This window comes from Pseudomonas sp. GW822-FHT04C11, assembly GCF_058800905.1.
Genome location: NZ_JBXAMS010000003.1, coordinates 98,171 through 122,267, shown reverse-complemented (window position 1 = coordinate 122,267; position 24,097 = coordinate 98,171). Strand labels below are relative to the sequence as shown.

The window sequence follows — 24,097 nt, the reverse complement described above, 5'->3', positions numbered from 1 at the left end:
CGACCACGCTGCCAGCGCCGTCGTAAGTATCGAAACGCCGGGGTAAGCACTCAACCATCGGCGCGTGTTCCCAATCCCATGGCTTGCCGGGCGAACCAGCGTTTGGCCGGCGGCAACAGATCGAGGCCCAACAGGCCGATGTTGCGCCCCAGCGAAACCAGCGGCTGGGTGCTGCCGAACAACCGGGTGACTTGATCGGAGAAGCCCACGGTGAGGTTCTGGTCCAAACGCTGGCGTTCGCGATAAGCCTGCAAGGTGGCGAAGTCGCCCGGTGCACTCGGGCTGGCGAGCAGCGCTTCGGCCAGGGCCTGGGCATCGCGCAACGACAGGTTGAAGCCCTGACCGGCAATCGGGTGCAGGCTGTGGGCAGCGTTGCCCAGCACGGCCAGATGCGGACGTACCTGCTCCTCGGCTTCGATCAACGACAACGGGTATAGATTCCGCGCACCGACCTGCTTGAGCGTGCCGAGGCGATAGCCGAACACCCCCTGCAACTCGCTGAGAAAGCTACGCTCATCGAGTGCCGCCAGACGCTGCGCGTCCATGCCCAAGCGAGTCCAGACCAGCGCGCAGCGGTTTTCCGGTAGCGGCAGCAAAGCCATCGGGCCGTCATCGGTGAAACGCTCGAACGCCATGCCGTTGTGGGCCTCGCTCGGGGTGATGTTGGCGATCAACGCACTTTGGTTGTATGGACGCTTTTTGACGCCGATCCCCAACTGCTCGCGCAAGCCCGAACGGCCGCCATCGGCCAGCACCGCGAGCTCGCACTCCAGTAGGGTTTCATCGTTGAGGGTCAGGCGGTAGCCGTCTTCCAGCGGTTCCATGCGCGTGACTTCGGCCGGGCAGCGCCAACTGATCACGTCCTTGTCCAGACCCTGCCAGAGGCATTGGCCCAGCCAGGCGTTTTCCACCACGTAGCCCAAGGCCGGAACGCCCTCTTCCATGGCCGACAGTCGCGCGGTGGAGAAGCGTCCGCGGTCGGACACATGGATCTGCTTGATCGGCTCGGCGCGGCGGGAGATTTCCTGCCACAGGCCCAACCGCTGATAAATCTGCCGAGCGCCGAAAGACAGCGCCGAAGAGCGCGCGTCGTAGCTTGGCTGGTAGCCGTCGCCGGGGGCGAACGGTTCGATCAGCACGATCTTCCAGCCACGGGCGCGGGCGCCGGCCTGTAACGCCAACGCCAGACTGGCGCCCACCAGACCGCCACCGATGATTGCCAGATTGACTCGACTCATGCCGCCTGGGCTCGTGCAGCGGCCATCAAGGCCTCGATCTCGGCGACCGTTCTCGGCACACCGTTGGTCAGAATTTCACAGCCCTGCTTGGTTACCACCACGTCATCCTCGATGCGCACGCCAATGCCGCGCCATTTCTTCGCCACGTTCAGATTGCCCGGGGCAATGTAGATACCCGGCTCGACGGTCAGCGTCATGCCGACTTCCAGCACCCGCCATTCACCGCCGACCTTGTACTCGCCGACGTCATGCACATCCATGCCCAGCCAATGACCGGCACGGTGCATGTAAAACGCCTTGTAGGCTTCGCTGGCGATCAACTCATCGACATCGCCCTGCAACAAACCGAGCTTCACCAGGCCTGCGGTAATTACTTGAACCGTCGCCTCGTGCGCCTGGTTCCAGTGCTTGTTGGGGGCGATCTGGGCAAACGCGGCAGCTTGCGACTCCAGCACCAATTCGTAGATCGCCTTCTGTTCCGGCGAATACTTGCCGTTGACCGGCCAGGTGCGGGTGATGTCGCTGGCGTAGCAGTCGATTTCGCAACCGGCGTCGATCAGCACCAGATCGCCGTCCTTGAGCTGCGCGTCATTCTGCTGGTAATGCAGGATGCAGCTGTTGCGCCCGGCGGCGACGATCGAACCATAAGCCGGCATTTTCGCCCCACCTTTACGGAACTCGTAATCGAGCTCGGCTTCCAGGCTGAACTCATGCAAGCCGACACGGCAGGCCTGCATCGCGCGAATGTGAGCCTGCGCGGAGATCCGTGCGGCTTCGCGCATCACCTTCACTTCTGCCGCCGATTTATACAGGCGCATGTCGTGCAGCAAATGATCCAGCGCAACGAATTCGTTCGGCGGCTGGGCGCCCAGGTTCGCCTTGGAACGAATCACGTTGATCCAGTCCATCAGGTGGCGGTCGAATTCCGGGTTGCTGCCCATGGCCGAATACACCCGGTCCCGGCCTTCGATCAGGCCCGGCAGGATGTCGTCGATGTCGGTGATCGGAAAGGCGTCGTCGGCGCCGAAATCCCGGATCGCACCTTCCTGCCCGGCACGCAGGCCGTCCCACAGTTCGCGTTCGGCGTTGCGTTCACGGCAGAACAGGATGTATTCGCCATGCTCACGACCAGGTATCAGCACGATCACGGCCTGAGGCTCGGGAAAACCGCTGAGGTACTGGAAATTGCTCTCCTGTCGGTAAACGTGTTCGACGTCGCGATTGCGGATCGCCACGGCGGCGGCCGGCAGGATTGCGATGCTGTTGGGTTCCATCTGCGCCATCAACGCCTTGCGGCGGCGGGTGTATTCCGATTTAGGGATATGAATCATGGGCAGATGGAAGTCCCTAGCAAACGATCAGTGCAGAGAAGGTTTGGCGGCCGATGCGGCAGCTTTGTTGTTCTCGGTGAACAGCAGCAATGGCGCGACCCGCAGGTACTCCATGACTTCCATATAGTCGCTTTCGCCGTCGTCGGATTCTTCCAGCGCATCTTGCACCTGAGCGATAGCCGCGAGATCCTGCAGGACTTCGGTGGCTTCAGCGCTCAACATGCTGCTGTCACGGCAGTTCAGGCCGAAACCGCTGAGGAAGCCCTGACACCACTGGCCCAGTGCGACGGCACGTTCGGTCAGCGGCGCGTCATCGGTCGGCAACAGCAGAACGACGGTCATGTCGTCGCTGGTCAGCTCGCCCTTGACCATCTCTTGCAGGCCGATCAGGGCGTTGCGGACGTTGTCTTGTGGTTCGCCTTCGAGCAGCTCGGCGGCGTCGACCAGCCAGCCATCGGCTTCAAAGCCTGCACCAGCGCAGCTGCGTCCGAGCAGCAGGCCGTGCAGTTCGGCAGGCGATACAGGATGGCCGCTGGTGCTCAGCAGGGTGGCGAAGGCTTGATACGGAGAATTCTGAATGGGCATGGGCAGCTAGGCGCCAGACGGCGCTATGTCTAGAATGAAGGCCTTGTATCCTACATCGACAGACTCGCCAAGACTATTAAAGGCTGTCCGCCAGTTACCGCCCATCAGACAAATCCCGTGGAACACGTATGGAAGACACCGACTTGCAAGCGCTGATGGCCAGACTCGAGCTGCTAATTACCCGAGTCGAGCAACTTAAGAGCCAGAACGGACTCTTATTAGCTCAGGAAAAGACCTGGCGCGAGGAACGCGCGCACCTCATTGAAAAAAACGAAATCGCTCGGCGTAAGGTCGAATCGATGATTTCGCGCCTCAAGGCCCTGGAGCAAGACTCATGAGTTCAAGCAATAGCGTTACCGTGCAGATCCTCGATAAAGAGTACTCGATCATTTGCCCCCAGGAAGAGCGCAGCAATCTGGTGAGCGCCGCCCGTTATCTGGACGGAAAAATGCGCGAAATCCGCAGCAGCGGCAAAGTCATCGGCGCCGATCGCATCGCCGTGATGGCCGCGCTGAACATCACCCACGATCTGCTGCACACACGGGAACGTCCTGATGTGCAGGCCAGTGGCTCGACCCGCGAGCAGGTGCGTGACCTGCTCGATCGAGTGGATCTGGTGCTCGCCACCGATCCGGATGTCAGCAAGGGCTGATTCCCGAAGGTGGTTGCGGTATACTCGCGCCACTCCCTGGGGTGCTTGCCAGTTGACGATGTCCCTGAGCCGATTCGCACTACCCTGGAAGTTGCACGTTGGGCTGGTGTGCATGTCCGCTAGACGGAAAGCCTTAAAGCCTACTGCATCTTCCACCTTGAACTTTCGGGTTCAAGGGCTAAGTCGACAGCGGTTCATCCGGGGAGCCTATATTCAAGCCGATGCCGGTTTTTGCCGACATCGGCTTTTTACGATGTCACCGCCCTGGTGCCCTCGACACTCGAACAGCCCATGACGATGACCGAACCTGCGCCGCTATCCCGCCCGCAACTTCGACGCATGCTGCGCCAGGCCCGTCGCGCACTGAGCAACAGTGAGCAGCGCCAGGCCGCTCGCGGGCTGTATCGGCAATTGGCGCAACATCCGTTGTTCCGCCGCGCAAAACACATCTCCCTGTACCTGCCTACCGACGGTGAAATCGATCCGCGCCTGTTGCTGCGTGCCGCTCAACGCCGGGGCAAGGCGACTTACCTGCCGGTACTCAGCGCCTGGCCGCGAACCAAGATGGTCTTTCAGCGCATTCACCCCGGTGAAAAGCTGCGGCCTAACCGCTTTCGCATTCTCGAACCACGGGTCAACCAGGCTAAGCAACGCAAGGTCTGGGCACTGGACCTGGTGTTGTTGCCGCTGGTCGGTTTTGACGAACACGGCGGACGCCTGGGGATGGGGGGCGGCTTCTATGATCGCAGCCTGGCCTATCTGGCGCGCCGCAAGACCTGGCGCAAGCCGACGCTGCTGGGGCTGGCCCATGAATGCCAGAAAGTCGAAAAACTGGATCAAGCGAGCTGGGATGTACCGATGCAGGGAACGGTGACTGACAGGAAGTGGTATTTCGCGGACTAGATCTGGACGCCACTGCCATCAGCGGCGTCGCTTGCAGCGGTTTTAGCGCTTGTGCGGCTTTAGAGGTTGTTTCTGTTGTTGCGCGACTTCGATCGGTGCATCAGTCTTGTTCGCCCAGAGGCTTTGCGCATACCCCGTGGTTACGACGCCCAGGCCGAACACAATCACTAAAATCCACAGTAAATCCGGTTTGCGTTTCATCGATTGCCCCCCTCAAGGCATGTCGCACACGATGACAGCAACGGTATCCGAAATAGGCCGTGCTTGCCGCGTCTCGCTTAAAAGTCCGGCATTTTGCGGTAACGTGAAGCGACACGCAAACGCTGGCGTCAACCGACCGTCGGTTTGTCATAAAATCGCCGGACAACGTTCCCGACCACCGCTTTCGGAGCAAAAAAAGATGGCCTACTGGCTTATGAAATCCGAGCCCGACGAGCTCTCGATCAAAGGCCTGGAGAAGCTCGGCGAAGCCCGCTGGGACGGCGTTCGCAACTATCAGGCACGCAACTTCCTGCGGGCCATGGCGGTTGGCGACGAGTTTTTCTTTTACCACTCCAGCTGCCCTGAACCGGGCATCGCCGGGATCGGTCGAATCATCGAAGCGGCATACCCGGACCCGACGGCGCTGGAACCCGAGAGTGTTTACTTCGACCCGAAGGCCACGCCCGAGAAAAATGCCTGGAGCGCGATCAATGTTGGTCACGTCGAGACATTTCCCAAAGTGCTGAAGCTCGACTATCTGAAACAGCAGACGGCACTGTCGGGAATGCCGCTGGTACAGAAAGGTTCGCGATTGTCGGTGATGCCGGTGACCGCCGAACAATGGGCGGCGGTGCTCGACCTGCGCTAAATAATGCAGAACCGGCCGGTCACCTGGTCAATCGGGTTAGGCTTGGCCTTCAGTTGACGGACATCAAGGCGCCTCGGCGCTCGCCCGTTCAAACTAGGACGTTACCGTCGCAGGATGCCCGAATGTCAACGCACAGCCGTTCTTCGATTTTTTTCGCCAGCTCTCTGATCATTCTGCTGCTGGCCGCCGGGGGCTTTGGTTACTGGAAATCGATGCATGACCGCCTGCCTGAAGGCCTGTATGTCGGCAACGGACGCCTCGAAGCCACCGAAGTGCAGATCGCCAGTAAAACGCCCGGGCGACTGGCCGAAGTGCGCGTCAATGAAGGCGACAAGGTGATCAAGGGGCAATTGCTGGCGCGCATGGACACCCGCACCCTCGAAGCCCAGCGCAACCAGGCCGAGGCCGAAGTACTGCGTGCCCGGGAGAACCTTTCTGCCGCCCAGGCCAATGTGCAACTGCGCCAGAGCGAACTATTGCTCGCCCAACAGGAACTCAAACGCTCCCAGGAACTGTTCAGGCGCGGTTACGCCAGCGGCCAGATCATCGATCAACAACAGGCGCGCTTCGACACCGCCAATGCCGCCGTCGCAGCGGCCCGCGCCCAGGTTTCGGCCGTCGGGGCCGCCATTGGTGCAGCTCAGGCACAGGTCGCCCAACTGACCAGCGAAATCGACGACAGCAGTTTGCGGGCACCGATCGACGGCGTCATCCAGCTGCGCATGGCCGAGCCCGGCGAAGTGCTCGGTGCGGGCGGACGCGTATTAATGCTGATCGATCCGAATGATCAGTACATGAATCTTTACCTCTCAGCGTCCGTGACCGGGCGCCTGACCGTCGGCGATGAAGCCCGGATCCTGCTCGACGCCCTGCCCGGCCATCCACTGCCGGCAAAAATCAGTTTCGTGGCGGCCAAATCGCAGTTCACACCCAAAGAGGTCGAAACGCGCGACGAGCGGCAAAAGCTGGTGTTCCGCGTCAAGCTGCGACTGACTGACCCGAGCGCCATGCCCCAGGCCAAACCGGGCATGCCCGGTGCCGGCTATGTGCGCACCGCCCCTGTTGACTGGCCGGCCAATCTGCAATGACCGGTCTGGCGCTGCGCACCACCGGCCTCCAGCACCGTTATGGCAAACAGCAGGCACTGACCGACATCGCGTTCAGCCTGCCGGCCGGCACTCGCTGCGGGCTGATCGGCCCGGATGGCGCCGGCAAGTCGAGCCTGCTGGGGCTGATCGCCGGTGTGAAGACCCTGCAACAAGGCCAACTGGAAGTACTCGGCGGCTCAATCCAGGATCGCCTTCATCGCAACAGCCTCTACGCTCGTATTGCGTTCATGCCCCAGGGCCTGGGCGGCAATCTGTACCCCGAGCTATCGATCCGCGAGAACATCCACTTTTTTGCCACCCTGTTCGGGCTCTCGAAAGCCGACTTCGAGCAGCGCATGCGTAGTCTGTTGCTGGCCACTGATCTGCTGGGTTTTGCCGATCGTCCTGCAGGCAAGCTGTCGGGCGGCATGAAACAGAAGCTCGGACTCTGCTGTGCGCTGATTCACGAGCCGGATTTGCTGATCCTCGACGAACCCACCACCGGTGTCGATCCCTTGTCACGGCGGCGCTTCTGGGAGCTGATCGACGATGTACGTCGCCAACGCCCGCAGCTGACGTTGCTGGTCGCCACTGCCTACATGGAAGAAGCCGAGCAATTCGAACACTGCCTGATGCTCGACGGCGGCAAGCTGATCGCTACCGGCATGACGCACGAACTGGTCGCTGTCACCGCCAGCGGTAAACTCGATGAAGCGTTCACCCATTTTCAAGGCAGCCGCGACCACGACAAGCAACCGCTAGTCATTGCCCCCAGAACCCGCGCCAGCACCGACATTGCCATCGAAGCCCACGACCTGACCCTGCGTTTCGGTGATTTCACCGCGGTAGACAAGGTCAGCTTTGCCATCGGACGCGGGGAGATTTTCGGCTTCCTGGGCTCCAACGGCTGCGGCAAAACCACCACCATGAAAGTCCTCACCGGGCTGATTCCGGCCAGCGAAGGCCACGCCTCGCTGCTGGGCAATCCGGTGGACGCCAAGGACCTGGCTACCCGCAAACGGGTCGGCTTCATGTCTCAAAGCTTCTCGCTGTATGGCGAACTCAGCGTGCGGCGGAACCTGGATTTGCATGCGCGACTGTTCGATTTGCCCAAAACCGACAGTGCCCGGCGCATCGACGAACTGATCCAGCGCTTCAAGCTGGGCAGCGTCGCCGAACAGCAGTCCGGCGCATTGCCGTTGGGCCTGCGCCAGCGTTTGTCGCTGGCGGTGGCGGTGCTGCATCGCCCGGAAGTGTTGATCCTCGACGAACCGACCTCCGGCGTGGACCCGGCAGCACGGGACGATTTCTGGCGGCTGCTGATCGAGTTGTCGCGTGAGCAAGGTGTAACGATCTTTCTCTCGACCCACTTCATGAACGAAGCCCAGCGCTGCGACCGCATTTCGCTGATGCACGCTGGCAAGGTACTCGCCTGCGATACCCCGGCGGCGCTGCAACAGCAGTTCGGGGGGCAGACCCTGGAAGCGGCATTTGTTACCTGCCTGGAACAAGCTCAAGACCCGGCCGAGTCACCGACGCCTGCTGGCCCCGCCGACGCGACGATCAACCCGGTCATGCAGTTGAAGGATCGCGGCTTCAGCCTCGGACGCCTGCTGGCGGTCGCCAGTCGCGAAGGCAAGGAATTGCTGCGGGACAAAGTACGAATGGCCTTCGCCCTGCTGGGGGCGATTTTCATGATGGTGATCTTCGGCTACGGCATTTCCCTGGACGTGGAAAAACTCGCCTTCGCCGTCTACGACCAGGACCAGACGCCGCAAAGCCGCGCCTACCTGGAAGCTTTTCGCGGCTCTCGCTACTTCAGCGAGCAGCCGTCGATCCGCGATGCCGCAGAGCTGCATCGCCGTCTTCAGCGCTCGGAAATCAAATTGGCGCTGGAGATCCCGCCAGGCTTTGGTCGCGACCTGTACGCCGGTCGCCAACCGACCGTGGCGGCCTGGCTCGATGGCGGCATGCCGTTTCGCGCCGAGACCAGTCGCAACTATGTAGAGGCCGTGCACCTGGCCAACATTGAACAACTGGCCGAGCAGAGCAGCCCTGCGCTGAATCGACAGTCAGCCGCCAAACTGGAAACCCGTTTCCGCTACAACCAGGATGTGGTCAGCGTCAACGCCATCGGGCCCGGGGTGATGGCGCTGATCCTCGCGTTCATTCCGGCCATGCTCACTGCGCTGGGGATCGTGCGGGAGAAAGAGCTCGGCTCGATCACCAACTTCTACGCCACGCCCCTGACCCGCCTGGAGTTTTTGCTGGGTAAACAGGCGCCATATCTGCTGGTGAGCCTGATCAACCTCGCGGTCCTGACGGCCATGAACCGCTGGCTCTTCGGCGTGCCATTCAAGGGCAGTGCGTTGACCCTGGCCTTCGGCGGGTTGCTGTATGTGCTGGCAACCACCAGCATGGGCCTGCTGATTTCGGCGTTCACCCGGACCCAGATCGCCGCCATCCTCGGCACCATGATCATCACCAGCCTGCCGACCATCCAGTTTTCCGGGCTGATCGTGCCGCGCTCATCTCTCGATGGCGCGGCGGCGGTCATGGGCATGCTGTTTCCGGCGGGCTACTTCCTCGACATTACCGTCGGCACCTTCACCAAGGCGCTGGATATACGGCAGTTATGGCCGCAGTGCCTGGCGCTGTTCGGATTCTTTATCGGGTTCACCGGGCTCAGCCTGGTCATGCTGAAAAAGCAGGAGGCCTGATGCACAAGCTTGCGCACATACTGCGCCTTGGCCTCAAGGAAATGAGCAGCCTGCAGCATGACAGCGTCTTGCTGCTGTTCCTGCTCTACGCCTTTACGGTGGCGATCTACATGCCGGCCGCAGGCTCGGTGATCGGCGTGCATAACGCCAGCGTGGCCATCGTCGACGAAGATCACAGCAACCTGTCGCGACAACTGGCCCAGAGCCTGCAACCCCCGGAATTCCAGCGTCCAGTGTTGTTACCCTATGGGCAACTGGATCAGGTGATGGACAGCGGCCAGTACACCTTTGTCATAAACGTGCCAGCCAGTTTCCAGGCGGATATGTTGGCCGGGCGCCAGCCTGCGGTGCAGGTCAATGTCGATGCCACGGCCATGAGCCAGGCGTTCATGGGCGCGGGTTACATCGCACGGATTTTCCAGCGCGAACTGTTGAGCTACAACGACCAAAGCGACCCGACCGGCAAAGCCCCCGCCCTGCTGACCACCCGTTCGCTGTTCAATACCAATCTGGAAGGCGGCTGGTTCCTGGCGGTGATTCAGATCGTCAACAACATCACCATCCTCGCCATCATCTTGACTGGCACGGCACTGCTGCGTGAGCGCGAACATGGCACGCTCGACCACTTGCTGGTGCTGCCGCTGACAGCACTGGAAATCATGCTGGCGAAAATCTGGAGCAACATGCTGGTGGTGGTGCTATGCACCTGGGCATCGCTGGAAATCATCGTCAAAGGCGCACTGGGCGTGCCGCTGGCGGGCTCCATGGCGCTGTTTTTGCTGGTGACCGCGGTTTACCTGTTCGCCAGCACGGCGCTGGGGATTTTCCTCGCGACCCTGGCCCGCTCGACACCCCAGTTCGGCTTGCTGGCCATTCCGGTGATTATTCCGATGTTGCTGCTGTCCGGCGGCAGTACACCGCTGGACAGCATGCCGCAATGGCTGCAATGGGTGATGCAGGGCTCGCCGTCGACGCACTTCGTCAGTCTCAGCGCCGCAATACTGTTTCGCGACGCCGGAGTCAGCGTGGTCTGGCCGGACTTACTGGCGCTGAGCGCCATTGGCTTGCTGTTCTTTGCGATTGCGCTGAAGCGGTTTCGCAAAAGCCTGGCGTCCTGAACACTTCATGCGGCGAGGGGCTTGCCCCTGCGCCACAGTCTGTTTACTGGATGATCAGGTTATTGAACAACAGATCGTCCACCATCGGCTTGCCGGTCTCGTCATTCATCACTTGCTGGGTCTGCTTCAAGGCTTCCTGACGCAGCTTCTCTTTCGCTTCGACGTTGTTCATGGCTTCAGTGGTCTGCTGAGAAAACAACGCCACCAACTGATTGCGAATCAACGGTTCGTTGGCCTTCACGGCCTTGACCGCGTCCTCGCCGGTTACCCGCAACGCCACATCAGCCTTGTAGACCTTGAGCTTCTGGGTGCCATCCAGCCCATAGTTACCCACGAACGGTGGGCTCAGGCTGATATAGCTGACTTTCGGCGCTTCGCCTTCTTTGGCTTCTTCGGCCATCGCTGCCACAGGCAGAGACAGGGCCAGCATCAACATGATCCACGCTTTCACAATTCGCTCCTCATCCGGTTTGCGGCCTAGCATAACCACCCGCAGCCCAAGCACAAAGCTTATGGCTGCCTATCAGGGGCGGGCATGCTCGTTGACCCGTTGACTCACACACCTACACTTATCGGCCATCACTCCCAAAGGAATAGCCCTGATGAAAGCCGTGCTGTGCAAAGCCTTCGGCCCTGCCGAATCGCTGGTGCTGGAAGAAGTCGCGAGTCCTGTCGCCAAGAAGAACGAAATCCTGCTGGACGTGCATGCGGCCGGGGTGAACTTCCCTGACACGCTGATCATCGAGGGCAAATACCAGTTCAAGCCACCCTTCCCGTTTTCGCCGGGCGGTGAAGCGGCTGGAGTGGTGAGCGCGGTGGGCGAAAAAGTCAGCCACCTCAAGGTCGGTGACCGGGTCATGGCACTGACCGGATGGGGCAGTTTTGCCGAGCAAGTCGCGGTGCCGGGCTACAACGTGTTGCCTATCCCGCCGTCGATGGACTTCAACACCGCCGCAGCCTTCAGCATGACCTACGGCACTTCGATGCACGCGTTGAAACAGCGCGGCAACCTGCAACCGGGGGAAACCCTGCTGGTGCTCGGCGCTTCGGGCGGTGTCGGCCTGGCCGCCGTGGAAATCGGTAAAGCCATGGGTGCCCGGGTCATCGCTGCCGCCAGCAGCGCCGAGAAGCTCGCCGTGGCCAAGGCTGCCGGCGCCGATGAGCTGATCAACTACAGCGAAGCCAACCTCAAGGACGAAATAAAGCGCCTGACCGATGGCAACGGTGCCGACGTGATCTACGATCCGGTGGGTGGCGACCTGTTCGACCAGGCGATCCGCGCCATTGCCTGGAATGGCCGCCTGCTGGTGGTCGGTTTCGCCAGCGGACGCATCCCCGAACTGCCGGTGAACCTCGCCCTGCTCAAGGGTGCAGCCGTACTTGGAGTGTTCTGGGGCTCATTCGCCCAACGCCAGCCGCAAGACAACGCCGCCAACTTCCAGCAACTGTTCGGCTGGTTCGCCGAAGGCAAGCTCAAGCCTCTGGTGTCGCAGGTTTACCCGCTGGCTCAGGCGGCCAACGCCATCAATGATCTGGGCCAGCGCAAGGCCGTTGGAAAGGTGGTGGTGCGGGTACGGTGAACACGACTCCCTGCTACGCTTCGAGTCTGTTTACCCATCACAGGACGGAGGATGAGCATGATGCTGCGCAAGCTGTTATTGAGTCTGGCGGTCTTGCCTGCACTGTTGATTTCAATGCAGACATTGGCAAATCAGAATAACAAGGAGGTTCCGGGCTTGAAAAATGTCACCGTACTGATCGTCCGACATGCGGAAAAACCCGATCAGGGCATGGGACTCAGCCCTCGTGGCGAGCAGCGCGCCGAGGCGTATGCGCACTATTTCGACCCACTGCAGTTGGGCAGCAAGAACCTGGTACCGCAACGCCTGATCGCCACCAGCGACAGCAAGTCCAGCGCGCGACCACGGCTGACCCTGACACCGCTGTCGCAGCGTCTGCACCTTCTGATCGAGCAACCCTATGCCGATGAAGAAGTCGACAAACTGGTCAAATCACTGGGCAAGAACAACCAGGCCCCGGTCGTATTGATCGCCTGGCATCACGGGCATATCGACAATCTGATCGAAGCGTTCGGTGGTGATGGCCAAGCGTTGACCGGGCAGAAATCCTGGCCGGAAGACGTCTATGACTGGCTGATCGTATTGCGCTTCGACGACCAGGGGAATTTGGTCGAATCCCACAGCAAGAAGATCCAGGAACATCTGTTGCCCGGAGATGGCAGCTGATTATCCGAATCCCCCCGCCCCTCCACCTGAAGAGCGCATGTTCATAAAAGAACATGCGTTCTCGTTCACTTCTCTGGATTTCCTTGGCTACAAGCGGTGCTTTTTTCGGTAACGAAACTGTAACATTCGCATCCGCAGTCAAAACAAGAAATCTGGAGCTCTTGAATGTTTGCTTTTTTTCGTCCTGCCGCCCATCAGGCTCCATTGCCTGAAGAACACGTAGACAGCACCTACCGGCGCCTGCGCTGGCAAATCTTCGCCGGGATTTTCTTTGGCTACGCCGGTTATTACCTGCTGCGCAAAAACTTCTCCCTGGCCATGCCGTACCTGATCGACGAAGGCTACACCCGTGGCCAGTTGGGCCTGGCGATGTCGGCGATCGCGATTGCCTACGGTTTGTCGAAGTTTTTGATGGGGCTGGTGTCCGACCGTTCCAACCCGCGTTACTTCCTGCCCTTCGGCTTGCTGGTATCGGCCGGGGTCATGTTCATTTTCGGTTTCGCACCGTGGGCAACGTCCAGCGTGACCATGATGTTCATCCTGCTGTTCATCAACGGCTGGGCCCAGGGCATGGGCTGGCCACCGAGTGGCCGGACCATGGTGCATTGGTGGTCGCAGAAAGAACGCGGTGGCGTGGTGTCGGTCTGGAACGTCGCGCATAACGTCGGCGGTGGCCTGATCGGCCCGTTGTTCCTGCTTGGCATGGGCCTGTTCAACGACTGGCACGCGGCGTTCTACGTCCCCGCCGCCGTTGCGTTGCTGGTGGCTGTGTTCGCCTTCATGGTGATGCGCGATACCCCGCAATCGGTAGGCCTGCCACCCATCGAGAAGTACAAGAACGATTACCCGGAAGGCTACGACGCCAGCCACGAAGACGAATTCAGCGCCAAGGAAATCTTCGTCAAGTACGTGCTGCGCAACAAAATGCTCTGGTACATCGCCATGGCCAACGTCTTCGTCTATCTGCTGCGCTACGGCGTACTGGACTGGGCGCCGACCTACCTGAAGGAAGCCAAGCACTTCGACGTGGATAAAACCTCGTGGGCGTATTTCTTCTACGAGTGGGCCGGTATTCCGGGCACGCTGTTGTGTGGCTGGATGTCGGACAAGATCTTCCGCGGCAACCGTGGCCTGACCGGCATGGTGTTCATGGCACTAGTGACCGTAGCGACTCTGGTTTACTGGCTGAACCCGGCCGGCAATCCGACCATCGACATGATCGCGCTGTTCTCCATCGGTTTCCTGATCTATGGTCCGGTGATGCTGATCGGCCTGCAAGCGCTGGAACTGGCGCCGAAGAAAGCCGCCGGCACGGCTGCGGGTTTCACCGGTTTGTTCGGCTATCTGGGCGGCTCGGTCGCGGCCAGTGCAGCGATGGGCTACACCGTGGACCATTTCGGCTGGGACGGCGGCTTCGTGTTGCTGGTTGGTGCGTGCCTGCTGGCGATGGCTTGCCTGGCACCGACCTTGTGGCACAAGCAAGTCGCCAGTCAGGGCCGTGAAGCGCTCGCTTAAGCCTTGCAGCGCTTGAGCCGCGCCTCCAGATTCCGGTCTGGCATGGCGTGGCTGCGCAGGGCGTGGACGGTCTGCTCGACATAATCGCGAGTAGTGCCGTAACGCCCGCAAGCGCTTTCGAACACCTGGCTCAGCACATGGTCCGGCAAGTTGCCGGCATAGCTGGGCAGGTGCCGCTCCAAAACAAACCCCAATGCCTGAACCTTGCTGCCGTCTTCCAGCCGGCAATTGAGCCAGTGCGGGCGATAAGACGGCACCGGCATTTCGCGCTGCCACAAGGCAAACAACGAGGCTTCCAATTGCTCCTCGGGCAACCGATAGGCAAAGCCGCTGCAAGACCCACCGCGATCCAGGCCAAACACCAGCCCCGGCATTTCCGGCGTACCACGATGTTCGTGAGACCACAGGTACAAGCCGCGATGGTAACCATGCACGCGTCCGCGCACCCGCTCGACCGCTGTGCATTCCGGGCGCCAGATCAATGAACCGTAAGCGAATAACCAGACCGGCCCGCCCTTGTGCCGGGCCATGGTGGCCTGCATCGAGCTGAGCAATTGTTCGTGAGTCAGCTGCGCGCCCAGATCGAGCCGCGGAGGGTAAGCCAGATTCAAACAAGCAGATTCAATGGCGGTCATGGCAAAGGGTGTTCAGTCCCACAAGTATTACAGGATGTAAGCAAGATTAACGTCATAGAACATATAGCAGTAAACGTAAAACGAAAAGTGCTAAAGGACGTATGACCCTTCTATATCAAGGACTGCGCCAATTAAGGAGTCTGATATATAGCCTAATACTCTTTGGGAAATATCTTAAATACCCGAATGAAATATGCATAAGCCTTGCGGCCGTTCAGAATCAACCGTCATTTAACAGATCTTTCTGACGTATACGTCTGATACCCTGCCGCCCCTTCTTTGAATGCAGGCGTATAGCAGCCTCCACAGGCGCAAGCCGAATTACCAATAGAGGTCGCAAGATGAAAAACCTGAAAATGTACGGACTGCTGTTGCTGGCGCTGGCCACCCCGGCGCTGGCAGTCGAAAGCCCGACTCAAGCAGACAAGGGCTTCTGGTACCTGCAAGGTAGCCTCTATACCAAACACTATTCGCCAGACCCCGATCACAATAACAATCAGGACCTGATCGGCCTTGAACGCAATGAAGCATCCGGCTGGCTGTTTGGCGCGGTGACTTTTCGTAACTCGTTCAGTCAGCGCTCGTATTACGCCTATGCGGGGAAGCGTTACGAGAGCGCCGACTATCCGGTGTATATAAAACTGACCGGTGGATTACTCCAGGGTTACAGCGGTGAGTCCAAGGACAAGATTCCGCTCAACCACTTCGGTATAGCGCCCGTGATCATTCCATCACTGGGCGCGCATTACGGCCCGGTCGCTGCCGAGTTGGTTCTGCTCGGCTTTAACGCCGCGATGATCACCACCGGCGTGCGCTTTTAGGCAGGGTTGTTGGCTTGTGGACGAGGCGCGTAGGCGAAGACGTCAGCGCGCATCTGGTGCGCGTCCATCCCGGCGTTGACCAAGGCATCCAGCGTGCCGTAAACCATCGCCGGCGAACCGCTGGCGTACACATGCAGGGACTTCAGGTCGGGGAAATCCTCGCAAACCGCCTCGTGCAGCATGCCGCAACGCCCTTCCCAACCGCACAGATCGCTGACGACCTTGTGCAGGAACAGGTTGGGCAGCTTCAGCCATTCATCCCAATGTTCGATCTGATAGAAGTCTTCCGGCCGCCGCACGCCCCAGTACAGGTGTACCGGATGCTTGAAGCCCTTGGCCCGGCAATGCTCGATCAGGCTGTGGATCTGCCCCATGCCGGTACCCGCCGCCATCAACACCAGCGGACAGTCAGGCAACTCGGCCAGATGCGTATCGCCGAAGGGCATTTCAATGCGCACCATGCGATTGCGCTGCAACTGCTCGATCAGGCTGAGCGCACTGGCTTCGCGCGCCAGCACATGCAGTTCCAGATCTCGCCCTGAATGCGGCGCAGAGGCCAGCGAGAAGGCGGATTTCTCGCCATTCTCGCGCTCGATCAGCAGGTACTGCCCGGCGTGATAGCGCGGCGGCTTGCCAGCCGGTGCCCGCAGTCGAACCCGCCAGGTATCACCGCCGACGTCTACGCATTCAGTGACCTGACACGACAGGCTGCGCACCGGTAGTTCTCCCAGCGCAAGGACGCCATCCCACAATACGATGCAGTCTTCCAGCGGCTCTGCTATGCAAGTGTAGAACTCACCGTGATCGCGCACATCGCCGGTCTGCTTGACCCGACCTTCGACCAGCAACGCCGCGCAAACGTGGCAGTTGCCATTACGGCAGCTTTGCGGGCACTCATAGCCCAGGCGCCGCGCCCCATCGAGAATCCGCTCGCCGGGCAGTATCTCAAGCACTGCTCCGGACGGCTGCAAGGTTACACGCATCAATCTATTCCTAATTGATTCCAGATGGCATCGATCCGGCGTGTTACCGCCTCATCCTTGACGATTACCCGGCCCCACTCGCGGGTGGTTTCGCCGGGCCATTTATGCGTGGCATCGAGCCCCATTTTCGACCCCAGGCCGGAAATCGGCGAGGCGAAGTCGAGGTAGTCGATCGGCGTGTTATCGATCATCACCGTATCGCGCTTGGGGTCCATGCGCGTGGTGATGGCCCAGATCACGTCGTTCCAGTCGCGGGCGTTGATATCGTCGTCAGTGACGATAACGAACTTGGTGTACATGAACTGTCGCAAAAACGACCAGACACCGAGCATTACCCGCTTGGCATGGCCGGGGTACTGCTTTTTCATGGTCACGATAGCCATGCGGTACGAGCAGCCTTCAGGCGGCAGGTAGAAGTCGGTGATCTCCGGAAACTGCTTTTGCAGGATCGGCACGAACACTTCATTCAGCGCCACACCGAGAATCGCCGGCTCATCCGGTGGACGGCCGGTGTAGGTGCTGTGGTAGATCGGTTTGATGCGGTGCGTGATGCGCTCGACGGTGAACACCGGGAAGCTGTCGACTTCGTTGTAATAGCCGGTGTGGTCGCCGTACGGACCTTCATCGGCCATTTCGCCTGGATGAATCACACCTTCAAGGATGATCTCGGCGGTGGCCGGCACTTGCAGGTCGTTGCCACGGCACTTCACAAGCTCGGTACGGTTACCGCGCAAGAGGCCGGCGAAGGCGTACTCGGACAGGCTGTCCGGCACCGGCGTTACCGCGCCGAGAATGGTTGCAGGGTCGGCACCCAATGCCACGGACACCGGGAATGGCTGGCCCGGATGTTTTTCGCACCACTCGCGATAGTCCAGCGCGCCGCCACGGTGGCTCAACCAGCGCATGATGACTTTGTTGCGGCCAATCACTTGCTGGCGATAGATGCCGAGGTTCTGGCGGTCCTTGTTCGGGCCTTTGGTGACTGTCAGGCCCCAGGTGATCAGCGGGCCGACGTCGCCGGGCCAGCAGGTCTGCACCGGCAGCATTGCCAGGTCGACGTCATCGCCTTCGATGACCACTTCCTGGCAGACCGCGTCCTTGACGACTTTCGGCGCCATGGCAATGATTTTGCGGAAGATCGGCAGCTTGGACCAGGCATCTTTCAGCCCCTTTGGTGGCTCGGGCTCCTTGAGGAAGGCCAGCAACTTGCCAATCTCGCGTAGTTCGCTGACAGCTTCGGCGCCCATGCCCAAGGCCACGCGCTCAGGCGTACCGAACAGGTTGCCAAGCACGGGAATGTCATAACCGGTCGGGTTTTCGAACAGCAGCGCCGGGCCCTTGGCCCGCAAGGTGCGATCGCAGACCTCGGTCATTTCCAGCACTGGGGACACCGGAACCTGGATGCGCTTGAGCTCGCCGCGCTGTTCCAGGCCGCTGATAAAGTCGCGCAAGTCGCGATACTGCATGCGTTAGCCTCGTTTTGGCCATGGCGTTCGGGGGCATGAGTTTAGCCTCGAACCCACCCATTCAGAAGAGTGACCAGGCAAATCATCAACGGTCAGATAGCAAAAAGCCGGGTTTCCCCGGCTTTTGCTGGCCTGATCGACTTACTTGCGTTTCATCGACAGGAAGAACTCATCGTTGGTCTTGGTCTGTTTCAGCTTGTCGACCAGGAACTCGATGGCAGACACTTCATCCATAGGATGCAGCAGCTTGCGCAGGATCCACATGCGCTGCAACTCGTCGTCGGCAGTCAGCAACTCTTCGCGGCGGGTGCCGGAGCGGTTGATGTTGATCGCCGGGAAGACGCGCTTTTCAGCGATCTTGCGATCCAGAGGCAGTTCCATGTTGCCGGTGCCCTTGAATTCTTCGTAGATCACTTCGTCCATCTTCGAGCCGGTTTCAACCAGCGCGGTAGCGATGATGGTCAGCGAGCCGCCTTCTTCGATGTTCCGTGCGGCACCGAAGAAACGCTTTGGTTTCTCCAGGGCGTGGGCATCGACACCACCGGTGAGGACCTTGCCGGAGCTCGGGATCACAGTATTGTAGGCACGTGCCAGACGGGTGATGGAGTCGAGCAGGATGACCACGTCTTTCTTGTGTTCAACCAGGCGCTTGGCCTTCTCGATCACCATTTCGGCAACCTGCACGTGGCGGGTTGGCGGCTCGTCGAACGTCGAGGCAACCACTTCGCCGCGCACGGTGCGCTGCATTTCGGTTACTTCTTCCGGACGTTCGTCGATCAGCAGCACGATCAGATGAACTTCAGGGTTGTTACGAGCGATGTTGGCAGCGATGTTCTGCAGCATGATCGTCTTGCCCGCTTTTGGCGGAGCAACGATCAGACCGCGCTGGCCTTTACCGATCGGGGCGCACAGGTCGATGACACGACCGGTGAGGTCTTCGGTGGAACCGTTACCGGCTTCCATCTTCATGCGCACGGTCGGGAACAGCGGGGTCAGGTTCTCGAAGAGAATCTTGTTTTTCGCGTTCTCGGGACGATCGTAATTGATCGTGTCGACCTTGAGCAGTGCGAAATAACGCTCGCCTTCCTTTGGAGGACGGATCTTGCCAACGATGGTGTCACCGGTGCGCAAGTTGAAGCGACGGATCTGGCTCGGCGAGACGTAGATATCGTCTGGGCCGGCAAGATAGGAGGCGTCTGCAGAGCGGAGAAAGCCGAAGCCGTCCTGGAGAATCTCCAGCACGCCATCACCGGAGATTTCCTCGCCGCTTTTCGCGTGCTTTTTCAGCAAGGAGAAAATCACATCCTGCTTGCGCGAACGGGCCATATTTTCTATGCCCATCTGTTCGGCCAATTCGAGCAGTTCGGTAATCGGCTTTTGCTTGAGTTCAGTCAGATTCATATAGGAATGACGTAATCATTTATGGAGGGGGGGAAATTAAGCTTTTGGCTTAATGAGGCCGCGCCGCAGAGAAGGCGACAGGATCGCGTACTTATTCGAAAAGGAGAGCGTCGGCGACGGCTTGCAGGGGGCGCTGGAGAAACCAGTGCGGGGCCGAATGTAACACCTGAGTTTCGGAGCGTCTAGCCCTGAATAACGAAAAAGCCCCGCTATTTGCGGGGCTTTTTGGATGACGCTTGCAACAACGCTTAAATGTTGGCGTCGAGGAAGGCAGCCAGTTGCGACTTCGACAGCGCGCCGACCTTGGTCGCTTCGACGTTGCCGTTCTTGAACAGCATCAGGGTCGGGATACCACGTACGCCGTGCTTGGCCGGGGTTTCCTGGTTTTCGTCGATGTTCAGCTTGGCAACGGTCAGCTTACCTTTGTAGGTTTCAGCGATTTCGTCCAGAACCGGAGCGATCATCTTGCATGGGCCACACCACTCAGCCCAGTAGTCGACCAGTACAGCACCTTCGGCCTTGAGTACGTCAGCTTCGAAGCTAGCGTCGCTAACGTGTTTGATAAGATCGCTGCTCATGGAAGTCTCCAGGTTGTAAGCAAAAAAACGTGGCCCATCATAGCCGCCCTTCCCTCGTTCAGGAAGCCGCAGATGATTGAGTCTCGCTATGGTGGTGCATGAGTTTGGGTATAGCTCAAGTCACGCCGTGGCGGGGGTCACGAAGGAGATTCCAGTGCGCAAGGCCGCGTTGCGCACGTGCTCCTGCATAGCCTTCTGCGCGCCCCCCGAAGCCCGGCGGGCCAGCGCTCGGAGGATCTTGCGGTGTTCCTGCCAGGTTTCCATGGCCCGTTCGGCCCGGATAAACGGTAGTTTCTGGCTCTCCAGAAAGAGCTCGGCACTCGCCGTCAGAATGCTCAACATCGCCTGATTACCACTGGCCAGCAGGATTCGTCGATGAAATTCGAAGTCCAGCCGCGCCGCTGCGTCGAAGTCCCCGGCACGCAACTCGTCGCGCATCGCGGCGACGTTATCCTCAAGGGCATCGAGCTCATCGGCGCTCAATGTCACCGCCGCCAACCCCGCCGCAAAACCTTCCAGGGCATAGCGCAGCTGAAAGATATCCACAGGCGAGGCTTGAGCCGCGAACGGCCAACTGACTCCCGATACCGCCGGGGATGGCTCGACTGCCTGAACAAAGACCCCTTTACCGGGCTGCACGCTGATCACTCCCAAGGCACTCAAGGATGACAACGCCTCACGCAGCGACGCCCGACTCACGCCCAGTTGCAGTGCCAGGTCGCGCTGCGAAGGCAGCACGTCCCCCGGCCCGAAACCTTGTTCGGCAATCAGTTTACGGATGGCGTGCAGCGCCACTTCGGGTACGGCGCGGGAGATCGAATTCATGGTTTTTCAGACGAGCCAGACCAGTGAGCGGCTAGTTGTAAAGCTAATCGCCGAGTCAGGCAAGTCGTGCCCCACGGGGGTTCGAGCGCTTTGCGCGATGCCCGATCAAGGTGCGAAAACATCAGCAACTGTTCAGACCAGTAAGACCGACCAACACCAGTAAATCCGTGGCCTTACAGGCATTTCGCCGAGGGTTGGCATGGCCTGTGCTCTGTCGATTCGCAGAAATCACTAGCCGAATCCGGAGATTTGCCATGACCCAGCGTTGCAGCGCCCTGCTCACTGCCCTGTTCGCCAGCCTGATGCTCTGTCAGCTCCCCGCCCATGCCGACGGCCTGGAGGATGTGGTCAAACGCGGCACGCTCAAGGTCGCCGTGCCTCAGGACTTCCCGCCGTTTGGCTCGGTGGGCCCCGACATGAAACCCCGCGGCCTGGACATCGACACCGCCAAACTGCTGGCCGACCAGCTCAAGGTCAAACTCGAACTGACGCCGGTCAACAGCACCAACCGCATTCCGTTCCTGACCACCGGCAAGGTCGACCTGGTGATCTCCAGCCTCGGCAAAAACCCTGAGCGCGAGAAGGTCATCGACTTCTCCCGCGCCTACGCGCCCTTCTATCTCGCAGTGTTCGGCCCGCCGGACGTCGCCATCAATGGCCTGGATGACCTCAAGGGTAAAACCGTCAGCGTCACCCGCGGCGCGATCGAAGACATCGAGTTGACTGCCGTGGCTCCGCAAGGCGTGACCATCAAGCGCTTCGAAGACAACAACTCGACTGTCGCCGCTTACCTCGCAGGGCAAGTCGACCTGATCGCCAGCGGCAATGTGGTGATGGTGACCATCAGTGAGCGCAACCCGAAACGCATTCCGGCGCTGAAACTGAAGCTCAAGGATTCGCCGGTCTACGTCGGCGTGAACAAGAACGAGCCGGCGCTGCTGGACAAGGTCAACCAGATCCTGACCACCGCCAGGACCGATGGCAGCCTGGAGAAAAACGCTCAAACCTGGCTCAAGCAGCCGCTGCCGGCCGATCTCTGATCGTCGCGACGGCGCTTAATCGAGGAAACTGTCCATGGCCTATCAGTTCGACTTTTTACCGGTGGTGCAGAACACCGACCTGCTGCTGCGCGGTGCGCTGTTCACCCTTGAGCTGACGGCCATCGGCGCACTGCTCGGGGTGAGCCTGGGGATTGTCGGCGCGGTGGTGCGGGCGTGGAACATCCGTCCGTTTGCCGGGATTTTCGGGGTTTACGTCGAGTTGATCCGCAACACACCGTTTCTGGTGCAACTGTTCTTCATCTTCTTCGGCTTGCCGTCGCTGGGCCTGCAAATTTCCGAATGGCAGGCGGCAGTGCTGGCGATGGTGATCAACCTCGGCGCCTATTCGACGGAAATCATTCGCGCGGGCATTCAAGCGATTCCGCGTGGCCAGCTGGAAGCTGCGGCGGCGTTGGCGATGAGCCGCTTCGAAGCGTTTCGCCATGTGGTGCTGCTGCCGGCGCTGGGCAAAGTCTGGCCGGCCCTGAGCAGCCAGATCATCATCGTCATGCTCGGTTCGGCAGTGTGCTCACAGATCGCCACGCAAGAGCTGAGTTTTGCCGCCAACTTCATTCAGTCGCGCAACTTCCGCGCCTTCGAAACCTACGCCCTGACCACGCTGGTCTACCTGTGCATGGCCTTGTTGATCCGCCAGCTACTGAACTGGATTGGGCGACGCTACATTGCGAGGAACGACCAATGAGCGATTTCACCTTCTGGGACATCGTCCGCAACCTGCTCACCGGCCTGCAATGGACCCTGGCGCTGTCGCTGGTGGCGTTTATCGGGGGCGGGCTGATCGGCTTGCTGATCATGACCCTGCGTATCTCGAAAAACGCCCTGCCACGAGGCTTCGCCCGTACCTACATTGAGCTGTTCCAGGGCACACCACTGCTGATGCAGCTGTTCCTGGTGTTTTTCGGCGTAGCGCTGCTGGGGATCGAGATTTCGCCGTGGCTGGCGGCGGCGATTGCCTTGACGCTGTTTACCAGCGCTTACCTGGCGGAGATCTGGCGCGGCTGCGTCGACTCGATCGCCAACGGGCAGTGGGAAGCGTCGGCGAGCCTGGCGCTCAATCCTTTTGAACAACTGCGCTACGTGATCCTGCCGCAAGCCCTGCGCATTGCCGTGGCACCGACCGTGGGCTTCTCGGTGCAGGTGGTCAAGGGCACGGCGGTGACCTCGATCATCGGCTTCACCGAACTCACCAAAACCGGCGGCATGCTCGCCAACGCAACCTTCGAACCCTTCATGGTCTACGGCCTCGTGGCGCTCGGTTACTTCCTGCTCTGCTACCCGTTGTCCCTCAGTGCCCGCTACCTGGAAAGGAGACTGCATGCCTCTGCTTAGAATTTCCGCCCTGCATAAATATTACGGCGATCACCATGTGCTCAAAGGCATCGACCTGAGCGTCAACGAAGGCCAGGTGGTGGCGATCATCGGGCGTAGCGGCTCGGGGAAATCGACCCTGCTGCGCACCTTGAACGGCCTGGAGTCGATCAACGACGGGGTGATCGAAGTCGACGGCGAATACCTCGACGCCGCCCGCGCCGACCTGCGTAGCCTGCGGCAGAAGGTCGGCATGGTGTTTCAGCAATTCAACCTGTTCCCGCACCTGACGGTGGGCGAAAACGTCATGCTCGCGCCGCAGGTGGTGCAGAAAGTCTCCAAGACCAAAGCCGCCGAACTGGCGCGACAGATGCTGGAGCGGGTCGGGCTCGCGGAGAAATTCGATGCGTTCCCGGATCGACTGTCCGGCGGCCAGCAACAGCGTGTTGCGATTGCCCGGGCCCTGGCAATGTCGCCGAAAGTGCTGCTGTGCGACGAAATCACCTCGGCACTTGATCCCGAGCTGGTCAACGAGGTGCTGAGCGTGGTCCGGCAACTGGCCAGGGACGGAATGACGCTGATCATGGTCACCCACGAAATGCGCTTCGCCCGTGAAGTCGGCGACAAACTGGTGTTCATGCACCAGGGCAAGGTGCATGAGGTGGGCGATCCGAAAGTGTTGTTTGCCAATCCGCAGACGGCAGAGCTGGCGAATTTCATTGGCACCGTTGAGGCGACTGCCTGAAGCCTTGTGGCGAGGGAGCTTGCTCCCG

At 60.1% G+C, this 24,097-nt stretch carries 26 protein-coding genes and 1 other RNA gene; 16 read left to right on the top strand and 11 right to left on the bottom strand.

The features are described from left to right. Positions 1–50: 50 nt before the first annotated feature. The 3 genes from ubiH to AC1RJ3_RS06105 are packed head-to-tail and all read right to left on the bottom strand — an operon-like array spanning position 51 to position 3,154. Positions 51–1,238 carry a 2-octaprenyl-6-methoxyphenyl hydroxylase gene (ubiH, locus tag AC1RJ3_RS06115; protein WP_493077956.1) on the bottom strand — a complete coding sequence of 396 codons (1,188 nt, stop codon included), beginning with the start codon at positions 1,236–1,238 and terminating at the stop codon, positions 51–53. Continuing rightward, positions 1,235–2,569 (bottom strand): Xaa-Pro aminopeptidase, encoded by a 1,335-nt coding sequence (gene pepP, locus AC1RJ3_RS06110; RefSeq protein ID WP_347928291.1) that lies wholly within the window; start codon positions 2,567–2,569, stop codon positions 1,235–1,237. Before pepP ends, ubiH begins: the two co-directional genes overlap by 4 nt. A 27-nt stretch (positions 2,570–2,596) precedes the next feature. Continuing rightward, complete coding sequence (locus AC1RJ3_RS06105) at positions 2,597–3,154, bottom strand: YecA/YgfB family protein (protein ID WP_347928292.1); 558 nt, start codon at positions 3,152–3,154, stop codon at positions 2,597–2,599. A gap of 128 nt (positions 3,155–3,282) precedes the next feature. On the opposite strand from AC1RJ3_RS06105, the gene AC1RJ3_RS06100 reads away from it, so the two are divergent. The 4 genes from AC1RJ3_RS06100 to AC1RJ3_RS06085 all read left to right on the top strand — a co-directional run bounded on the left by AC1RJ3_RS06100 (position 3,283) and on the right by AC1RJ3_RS06085 (position 4,709). Then, on the top strand, positions 3,283–3,492 hold the full coding sequence (locus AC1RJ3_RS06100) for a TIGR02449 family protein (RefSeq protein ID WP_007982902.1): 210 nt from the start codon (positions 3,283–3,285) through the stop codon (positions 3,490–3,492). Further along, positions 3,489–3,806 (top strand): cell division protein ZapA, encoded by a 318-nt coding sequence (locus tag AC1RJ3_RS06095; protein WP_019694181.1) that lies wholly within the window; start codon positions 3,489–3,491, stop codon positions 3,804–3,806. Before AC1RJ3_RS06100 ends, AC1RJ3_RS06095 begins: the two co-directional genes overlap by 4 nt. A gap of 30 nt (positions 3,807–3,836) precedes the next feature. Next, a non-coding RNA gene (ssrS, locus tag AC1RJ3_RS06090) (6S RNA) lies at positions 3,837–4,015 on the top strand. An 88-nt stretch (positions 4,016–4,103) separates the two neighbouring features. After that, positions 4,104–4,709 (top strand): 5-formyltetrahydrofolate cyclo-ligase, encoded by a 606-nt coding sequence (locus tag AC1RJ3_RS06085; protein ID WP_054598197.1) that lies wholly within the window; start codon positions 4,104–4,106, stop codon positions 4,707–4,709. Between the two features lie 42 nt (positions 4,710–4,751). On the opposite strand, the gene AC1RJ3_RS06080 is transcribed toward AC1RJ3_RS06085, so the two are convergent. Beyond that, on the bottom strand, positions 4,752–4,910 hold the full coding sequence (locus AC1RJ3_RS06080) for a hypothetical protein (protein ID WP_178098566.1): 159 nt from the start codon (positions 4,908–4,910) through the stop codon (positions 4,752–4,754). A 199-nt stretch (positions 4,911–5,109) separates the two neighbouring features. On the opposite strand from AC1RJ3_RS06080, the gene AC1RJ3_RS06075 reads away from it, so the two are divergent. The 4 genes from AC1RJ3_RS06075 (at position 5,110) to AC1RJ3_RS06060 (ending at position 10,485) form a co-directional block, all read left to right on the top strand. Beyond that, positions 5,110–5,559 carry an EVE domain-containing protein gene (locus tag AC1RJ3_RS06075; protein ID WP_493077952.1) on the top strand — a complete coding sequence of 150 codons (450 nt, stop codon included), beginning with the start codon at positions 5,110–5,112 and terminating at the stop codon, positions 5,557–5,559. Positions 5,560–5,681: 122 nt separating this feature from the next. Continuing rightward, on the top strand, positions 5,682–6,647 hold the full coding sequence (locus tag AC1RJ3_RS06070) for an HlyD family secretion protein (RefSeq protein WP_347928294.1): 966 nt from the start codon (positions 5,682–5,684) through the stop codon (positions 6,645–6,647). Continuing rightward, entirely contained in the window at positions 6,644–9,367 is a 2,724-nt protein-coding gene (rbbA, locus tag AC1RJ3_RS06065; protein ID WP_493077950.1) for a ribosome-associated ATPase/putative transporter RbbA, read from the top strand. Before AC1RJ3_RS06070 ends, rbbA begins: the two co-directional genes overlap by 4 nt. Continuing rightward, positions 9,367–10,485: an ABC transporter permease gene (locus tag AC1RJ3_RS06060; RefSeq protein ID WP_054594574.1), complete on the top strand. Its 1,119-nt coding sequence runs from the start codon at positions 9,367–9,369 to the stop codon at positions 10,483–10,485. The genes rbbA and AC1RJ3_RS06060 overlap by 1 nt, the downstream gene beginning before the upstream one ends. Positions 10,486–10,528: 43 nt before the next feature. Here the strand turns inward: AC1RJ3_RS06060 and AC1RJ3_RS06055 are convergent, their stop codons facing one another. After that, positions 10,529–10,936: a flagellar basal body-associated protein FliL gene (locus tag AC1RJ3_RS06055; protein ID WP_054594575.1), complete on the bottom strand. Its 408-nt coding sequence runs from the start codon at positions 10,934–10,936 to the stop codon at positions 10,529–10,531. Between the two features lie 151 nt (positions 10,937–11,087). On the opposite strand from AC1RJ3_RS06055, the gene AC1RJ3_RS06050 reads away from it, so the two are divergent. The 3 genes from AC1RJ3_RS06050 to glpT all read left to right on the top strand — a co-directional run bounded on the left by AC1RJ3_RS06050 (position 11,088) and on the right by glpT (position 14,246). Further along, complete coding sequence (locus AC1RJ3_RS06050) at positions 11,088–12,065, top strand: NADPH:quinone oxidoreductase family protein (RefSeq protein WP_493077947.1); 978 nt, start codon at positions 11,088–11,090, stop codon at positions 12,063–12,065. A 51-nt stretch (positions 12,066–12,116) separates the two neighbouring features. Further along, positions 12,117–12,731: a flagellar basal body-associated protein FliL gene (locus tag AC1RJ3_RS06045; protein WP_493077945.1), complete on the top strand. Its 615-nt coding sequence runs from the start codon at positions 12,117–12,119 to the stop codon at positions 12,729–12,731. A 165-nt stretch (positions 12,732–12,896) separates the two neighbouring features. Next, complete coding sequence (glpT, locus tag AC1RJ3_RS06040; protein ID WP_054594577.1) at positions 12,897–14,246, top strand: glycerol-3-phosphate transporter; 1,350 nt, start codon at positions 12,897–12,899, stop codon at positions 14,244–14,246. On the opposite strand, the gene AC1RJ3_RS06035 is transcribed toward glpT, so the two are convergent. Next, positions 14,243–14,881 (bottom strand): gamma-glutamylcyclotransferase, encoded by a 639-nt coding sequence (locus AC1RJ3_RS06035; protein WP_054594578.1) that lies wholly within the window; start codon positions 14,879–14,881, stop codon positions 14,243–14,245. The genes glpT and AC1RJ3_RS06035 overlap by 4 nt on opposite strands. 341 nt (positions 14,882–15,222) lie before the next feature. On the opposite strand from AC1RJ3_RS06035, the gene AC1RJ3_RS06030 reads away from it, so the two are divergent. Then, the gene (locus AC1RJ3_RS06030; protein WP_493077943.1) at positions 15,223–15,702 is read left to right on the top strand and encodes a sn-glycerol-3-phosphate transporter; all 480 of its coding nucleotides are present in this window, start codon (positions 15,223–15,225) and stop codon (positions 15,700–15,702) included. Here AC1RJ3_RS06030 and AC1RJ3_RS06025 read toward each other — a convergent pair. From AC1RJ3_RS06025 to AC1RJ3_RS06005, 5 genes are all read right to left on the bottom strand, one after another. Continuing rightward, entirely contained in the window at positions 15,699–16,685 is a 987-nt protein-coding gene (locus tag AC1RJ3_RS06025; RefSeq protein ID WP_103317839.1) for a CDP-6-deoxy-delta-3,4-glucoseen reductase, read from the bottom strand. The two genes, AC1RJ3_RS06030 and AC1RJ3_RS06025, sit on opposite strands and share 4 nt — an antisense overlap. Next, positions 16,685–18,151 (bottom strand): 4-hydroxy-3-polyprenylbenzoate decarboxylase, encoded by a 1,467-nt coding sequence (ubiD, locus tag AC1RJ3_RS06020; protein ID WP_054594581.1) that lies wholly within the window; start codon positions 18,149–18,151, stop codon positions 16,685–16,687. Before ubiD ends, AC1RJ3_RS06025 begins: the two co-directional genes overlap by 1 nt. Positions 18,152–18,292: 141 nt before the next feature. Continuing rightward, on the bottom strand, positions 18,293–19,552 hold the full coding sequence (gene rho, locus AC1RJ3_RS06015; RefSeq protein WP_007899384.1) for a transcription termination factor Rho: 1,260 nt from the start codon (positions 19,550–19,552) through the stop codon (positions 18,293–18,295). A 248-nt stretch (positions 19,553–19,800) separates the two neighbouring features. Continuing rightward, on the bottom strand, positions 19,801–20,130 hold the full coding sequence (gene trxA, locus AC1RJ3_RS06010) for a thioredoxin TrxA (protein WP_003206727.1): 330 nt from the start codon (positions 20,128–20,130) through the stop codon (positions 19,801–19,803). A gap of 120 nt (positions 20,131–20,250) precedes the next feature. Beyond that, positions 20,251–20,955, bottom strand: a complete 705-nt coding sequence (locus tag AC1RJ3_RS06005; RefSeq protein ID WP_493077940.1) for a FadR/GntR family transcriptional regulator — start codon at positions 20,953–20,955, stop codon at positions 20,251–20,253. A gap of 254 nt (positions 20,956–21,209) precedes the next feature. Here AC1RJ3_RS06005 and AC1RJ3_RS06000 point away from each other — a divergent pair, with 254 nt between their 5' ends. From AC1RJ3_RS06000 to AC1RJ3_RS05985, 4 genes are read left to right on the top strand one after another with little or no spacing between them, the layout of a single operon-like run. Continuing rightward, positions 21,210–21,995 (top strand): transporter substrate-binding domain-containing protein, encoded by a 786-nt coding sequence (locus tag AC1RJ3_RS06000; RefSeq protein WP_427529728.1) that lies wholly within the window; start codon positions 21,210–21,212, stop codon positions 21,993–21,995. Positions 21,996–22,029: 34 nt separating this feature from the next. Further along, a complete protein-coding gene (locus AC1RJ3_RS05995; RefSeq protein ID WP_347928300.1) occupies positions 22,030–22,698 on the top strand; it encodes an amino acid ABC transporter permease in 669 nt (222 codons plus the stop codon). Further along, on the top strand, positions 22,695–23,345 hold the full coding sequence (locus AC1RJ3_RS05990) for an amino acid ABC transporter permease (protein ID WP_019694200.1): 651 nt from the start codon (positions 22,695–22,697) through the stop codon (positions 23,343–23,345). Before AC1RJ3_RS05995 ends, AC1RJ3_RS05990 begins: the two co-directional genes overlap by 4 nt. Next, positions 23,332–24,069 carry an amino acid ABC transporter ATP-binding protein gene (locus AC1RJ3_RS05985; protein WP_493077937.1) on the top strand — a complete coding sequence of 246 codons (738 nt, stop codon included), beginning with the start codon at positions 23,332–23,334 and terminating at the stop codon, positions 24,067–24,069. Before AC1RJ3_RS05990 ends, AC1RJ3_RS05985 begins: the two co-directional genes overlap by 14 nt. Positions 24,070–24,097 lie beyond the last annotated feature (28 nt).

What these genes read in the sequence shown, in the direction of transcription:
- ubiH (WP_493077956.1), bottom strand. Translation starts at nt 1,238, where the DNA reads ATGAGTCGAGTCAATCTGGCAATCATCGGTGGCGGTCTGGTGGGCGCC.
- pepP (WP_347928291.1), bottom strand. Translation starts at nt 2,569, where the DNA reads ATGATTCATATCCCTAAATCGGAATACACCCGCCGCCGCAAGGCGTTG.
- AC1RJ3_RS06105 (WP_347928292.1), bottom strand. Translation starts at nt 3,154, where the DNA reads ATGCCCATTCAGAATTCTCCGTATCAAGCCTTCGCCACCCTGCTGAGC.
- AC1RJ3_RS06100 (WP_007982902.1), top strand. Translation starts at nt 3,283, where the DNA reads ATGGAAGACACCGACTTGCAAGCGCTGATGGCCAGACTCGAGCTGCTA.
- AC1RJ3_RS06095 (WP_019694181.1), top strand. Translation starts at nt 3,489, where the DNA reads ATGAGTTCAAGCAATAGCGTTACCGTGCAGATCCTCGATAAAGAGTAC.
- AC1RJ3_RS06085 (WP_054598197.1), top strand. Translation starts at nt 4,104, where the DNA reads ATGACCGAACCTGCGCCGCTATCCCGCCCGCAACTTCGACGCATGCTG.
- AC1RJ3_RS06080 (WP_178098566.1), bottom strand. Translation starts at nt 4,910, where the DNA reads ATGAAACGCAAACCGGATTTACTGTGGATTTTAGTGATTGTGTTCGGC.
- AC1RJ3_RS06075 (WP_493077952.1), top strand. Translation starts at nt 5,110, where the DNA reads ATGGCCTACTGGCTTATGAAATCCGAGCCCGACGAGCTCTCGATCAAA.
- AC1RJ3_RS06070 (WP_347928294.1), top strand. Translation starts at nt 5,682, where the DNA reads ATGTCAACGCACAGCCGTTCTTCGATTTTTTTCGCCAGCTCTCTGATC.
- rbbA (WP_493077950.1), top strand. Translation starts at nt 6,644, where the DNA reads ATGACCGGTCTGGCGCTGCGCACCACCGGCCTCCAGCACCGTTATGGC.
- AC1RJ3_RS06060 (WP_054594574.1), top strand. Translation starts at nt 9,367, where the DNA reads ATGCACAAGCTTGCGCACATACTGCGCCTTGGCCTCAAGGAAATGAGC.
- AC1RJ3_RS06050 (WP_493077947.1), top strand. Translation starts at nt 11,088, where the DNA reads ATGAAAGCCGTGCTGTGCAAAGCCTTCGGCCCTGCCGAATCGCTGGTG.
- AC1RJ3_RS06045 (WP_493077945.1), top strand. Translation starts at nt 12,117, where the DNA reads ATGAGCATGATGCTGCGCAAGCTGTTATTGAGTCTGGCGGTCTTGCCT.
- glpT (WP_054594577.1), top strand. Translation starts at nt 12,897, where the DNA reads ATGTTTGCTTTTTTTCGTCCTGCCGCCCATCAGGCTCCATTGCCTGAA.
- AC1RJ3_RS06035 (WP_054594578.1), bottom strand. Translation starts at nt 14,881, where the DNA reads ATGACCGCCATTGAATCTGCTTGTTTGAATCTGGCTTACCCTCCGCGG.
- AC1RJ3_RS06030 (WP_493077943.1), top strand. Translation starts at nt 15,223, where the DNA reads ATGAAAAACCTGAAAATGTACGGACTGCTGTTGCTGGCGCTGGCCACC.
- AC1RJ3_RS06025 (WP_103317839.1), bottom strand. Translation starts at nt 16,685, where the DNA reads ATGCGTGTAACCTTGCAGCCGTCCGGAGCAGTGCTTGAGATACTGCCC.
- ubiD (WP_054594581.1), bottom strand. Translation starts at nt 18,151, where the DNA reads ATGCAGTATCGCGACTTGCGCGACTTTATCAGCGGCCTGGAACAGCGC.
- rho (WP_007899384.1), bottom strand. Translation starts at nt 19,552, where the DNA reads ATGAATCTGACTGAACTCAAGCAAAAGCCGATTACCGAACTGCTCGAA.
- trxA (WP_003206727.1), bottom strand. Translation starts at nt 20,130, where the DNA reads ATGAGCAGCGATCTTATCAAACACGTTAGCGACGCTAGCTTCGAAGCT.
- AC1RJ3_RS06005 (WP_493077940.1), bottom strand. Translation starts at nt 20,955, where the DNA reads ATGAATTCGATCTCCCGCGCCGTACCCGAAGTGGCGCTGCACGCCATC.
- AC1RJ3_RS06000 (WP_427529728.1), top strand. Translation starts at nt 21,210, where the DNA reads ATGACCCAGCGTTGCAGCGCCCTGCTCACTGCCCTGTTCGCCAGCCTG.
- AC1RJ3_RS05995 (WP_347928300.1), top strand. Translation starts at nt 22,030, where the DNA reads ATGGCCTATCAGTTCGACTTTTTACCGGTGGTGCAGAACACCGACCTG.
- AC1RJ3_RS05990 (WP_019694200.1), top strand. Translation starts at nt 22,695, where the DNA reads ATGAGCGATTTCACCTTCTGGGACATCGTCCGCAACCTGCTCACCGGC.
- AC1RJ3_RS05985 (WP_493077937.1), top strand. Translation starts at nt 23,332, where the DNA reads ATGCCTCTGCTTAGAATTTCCGCCCTGCATAAATATTACGGCGATCAC.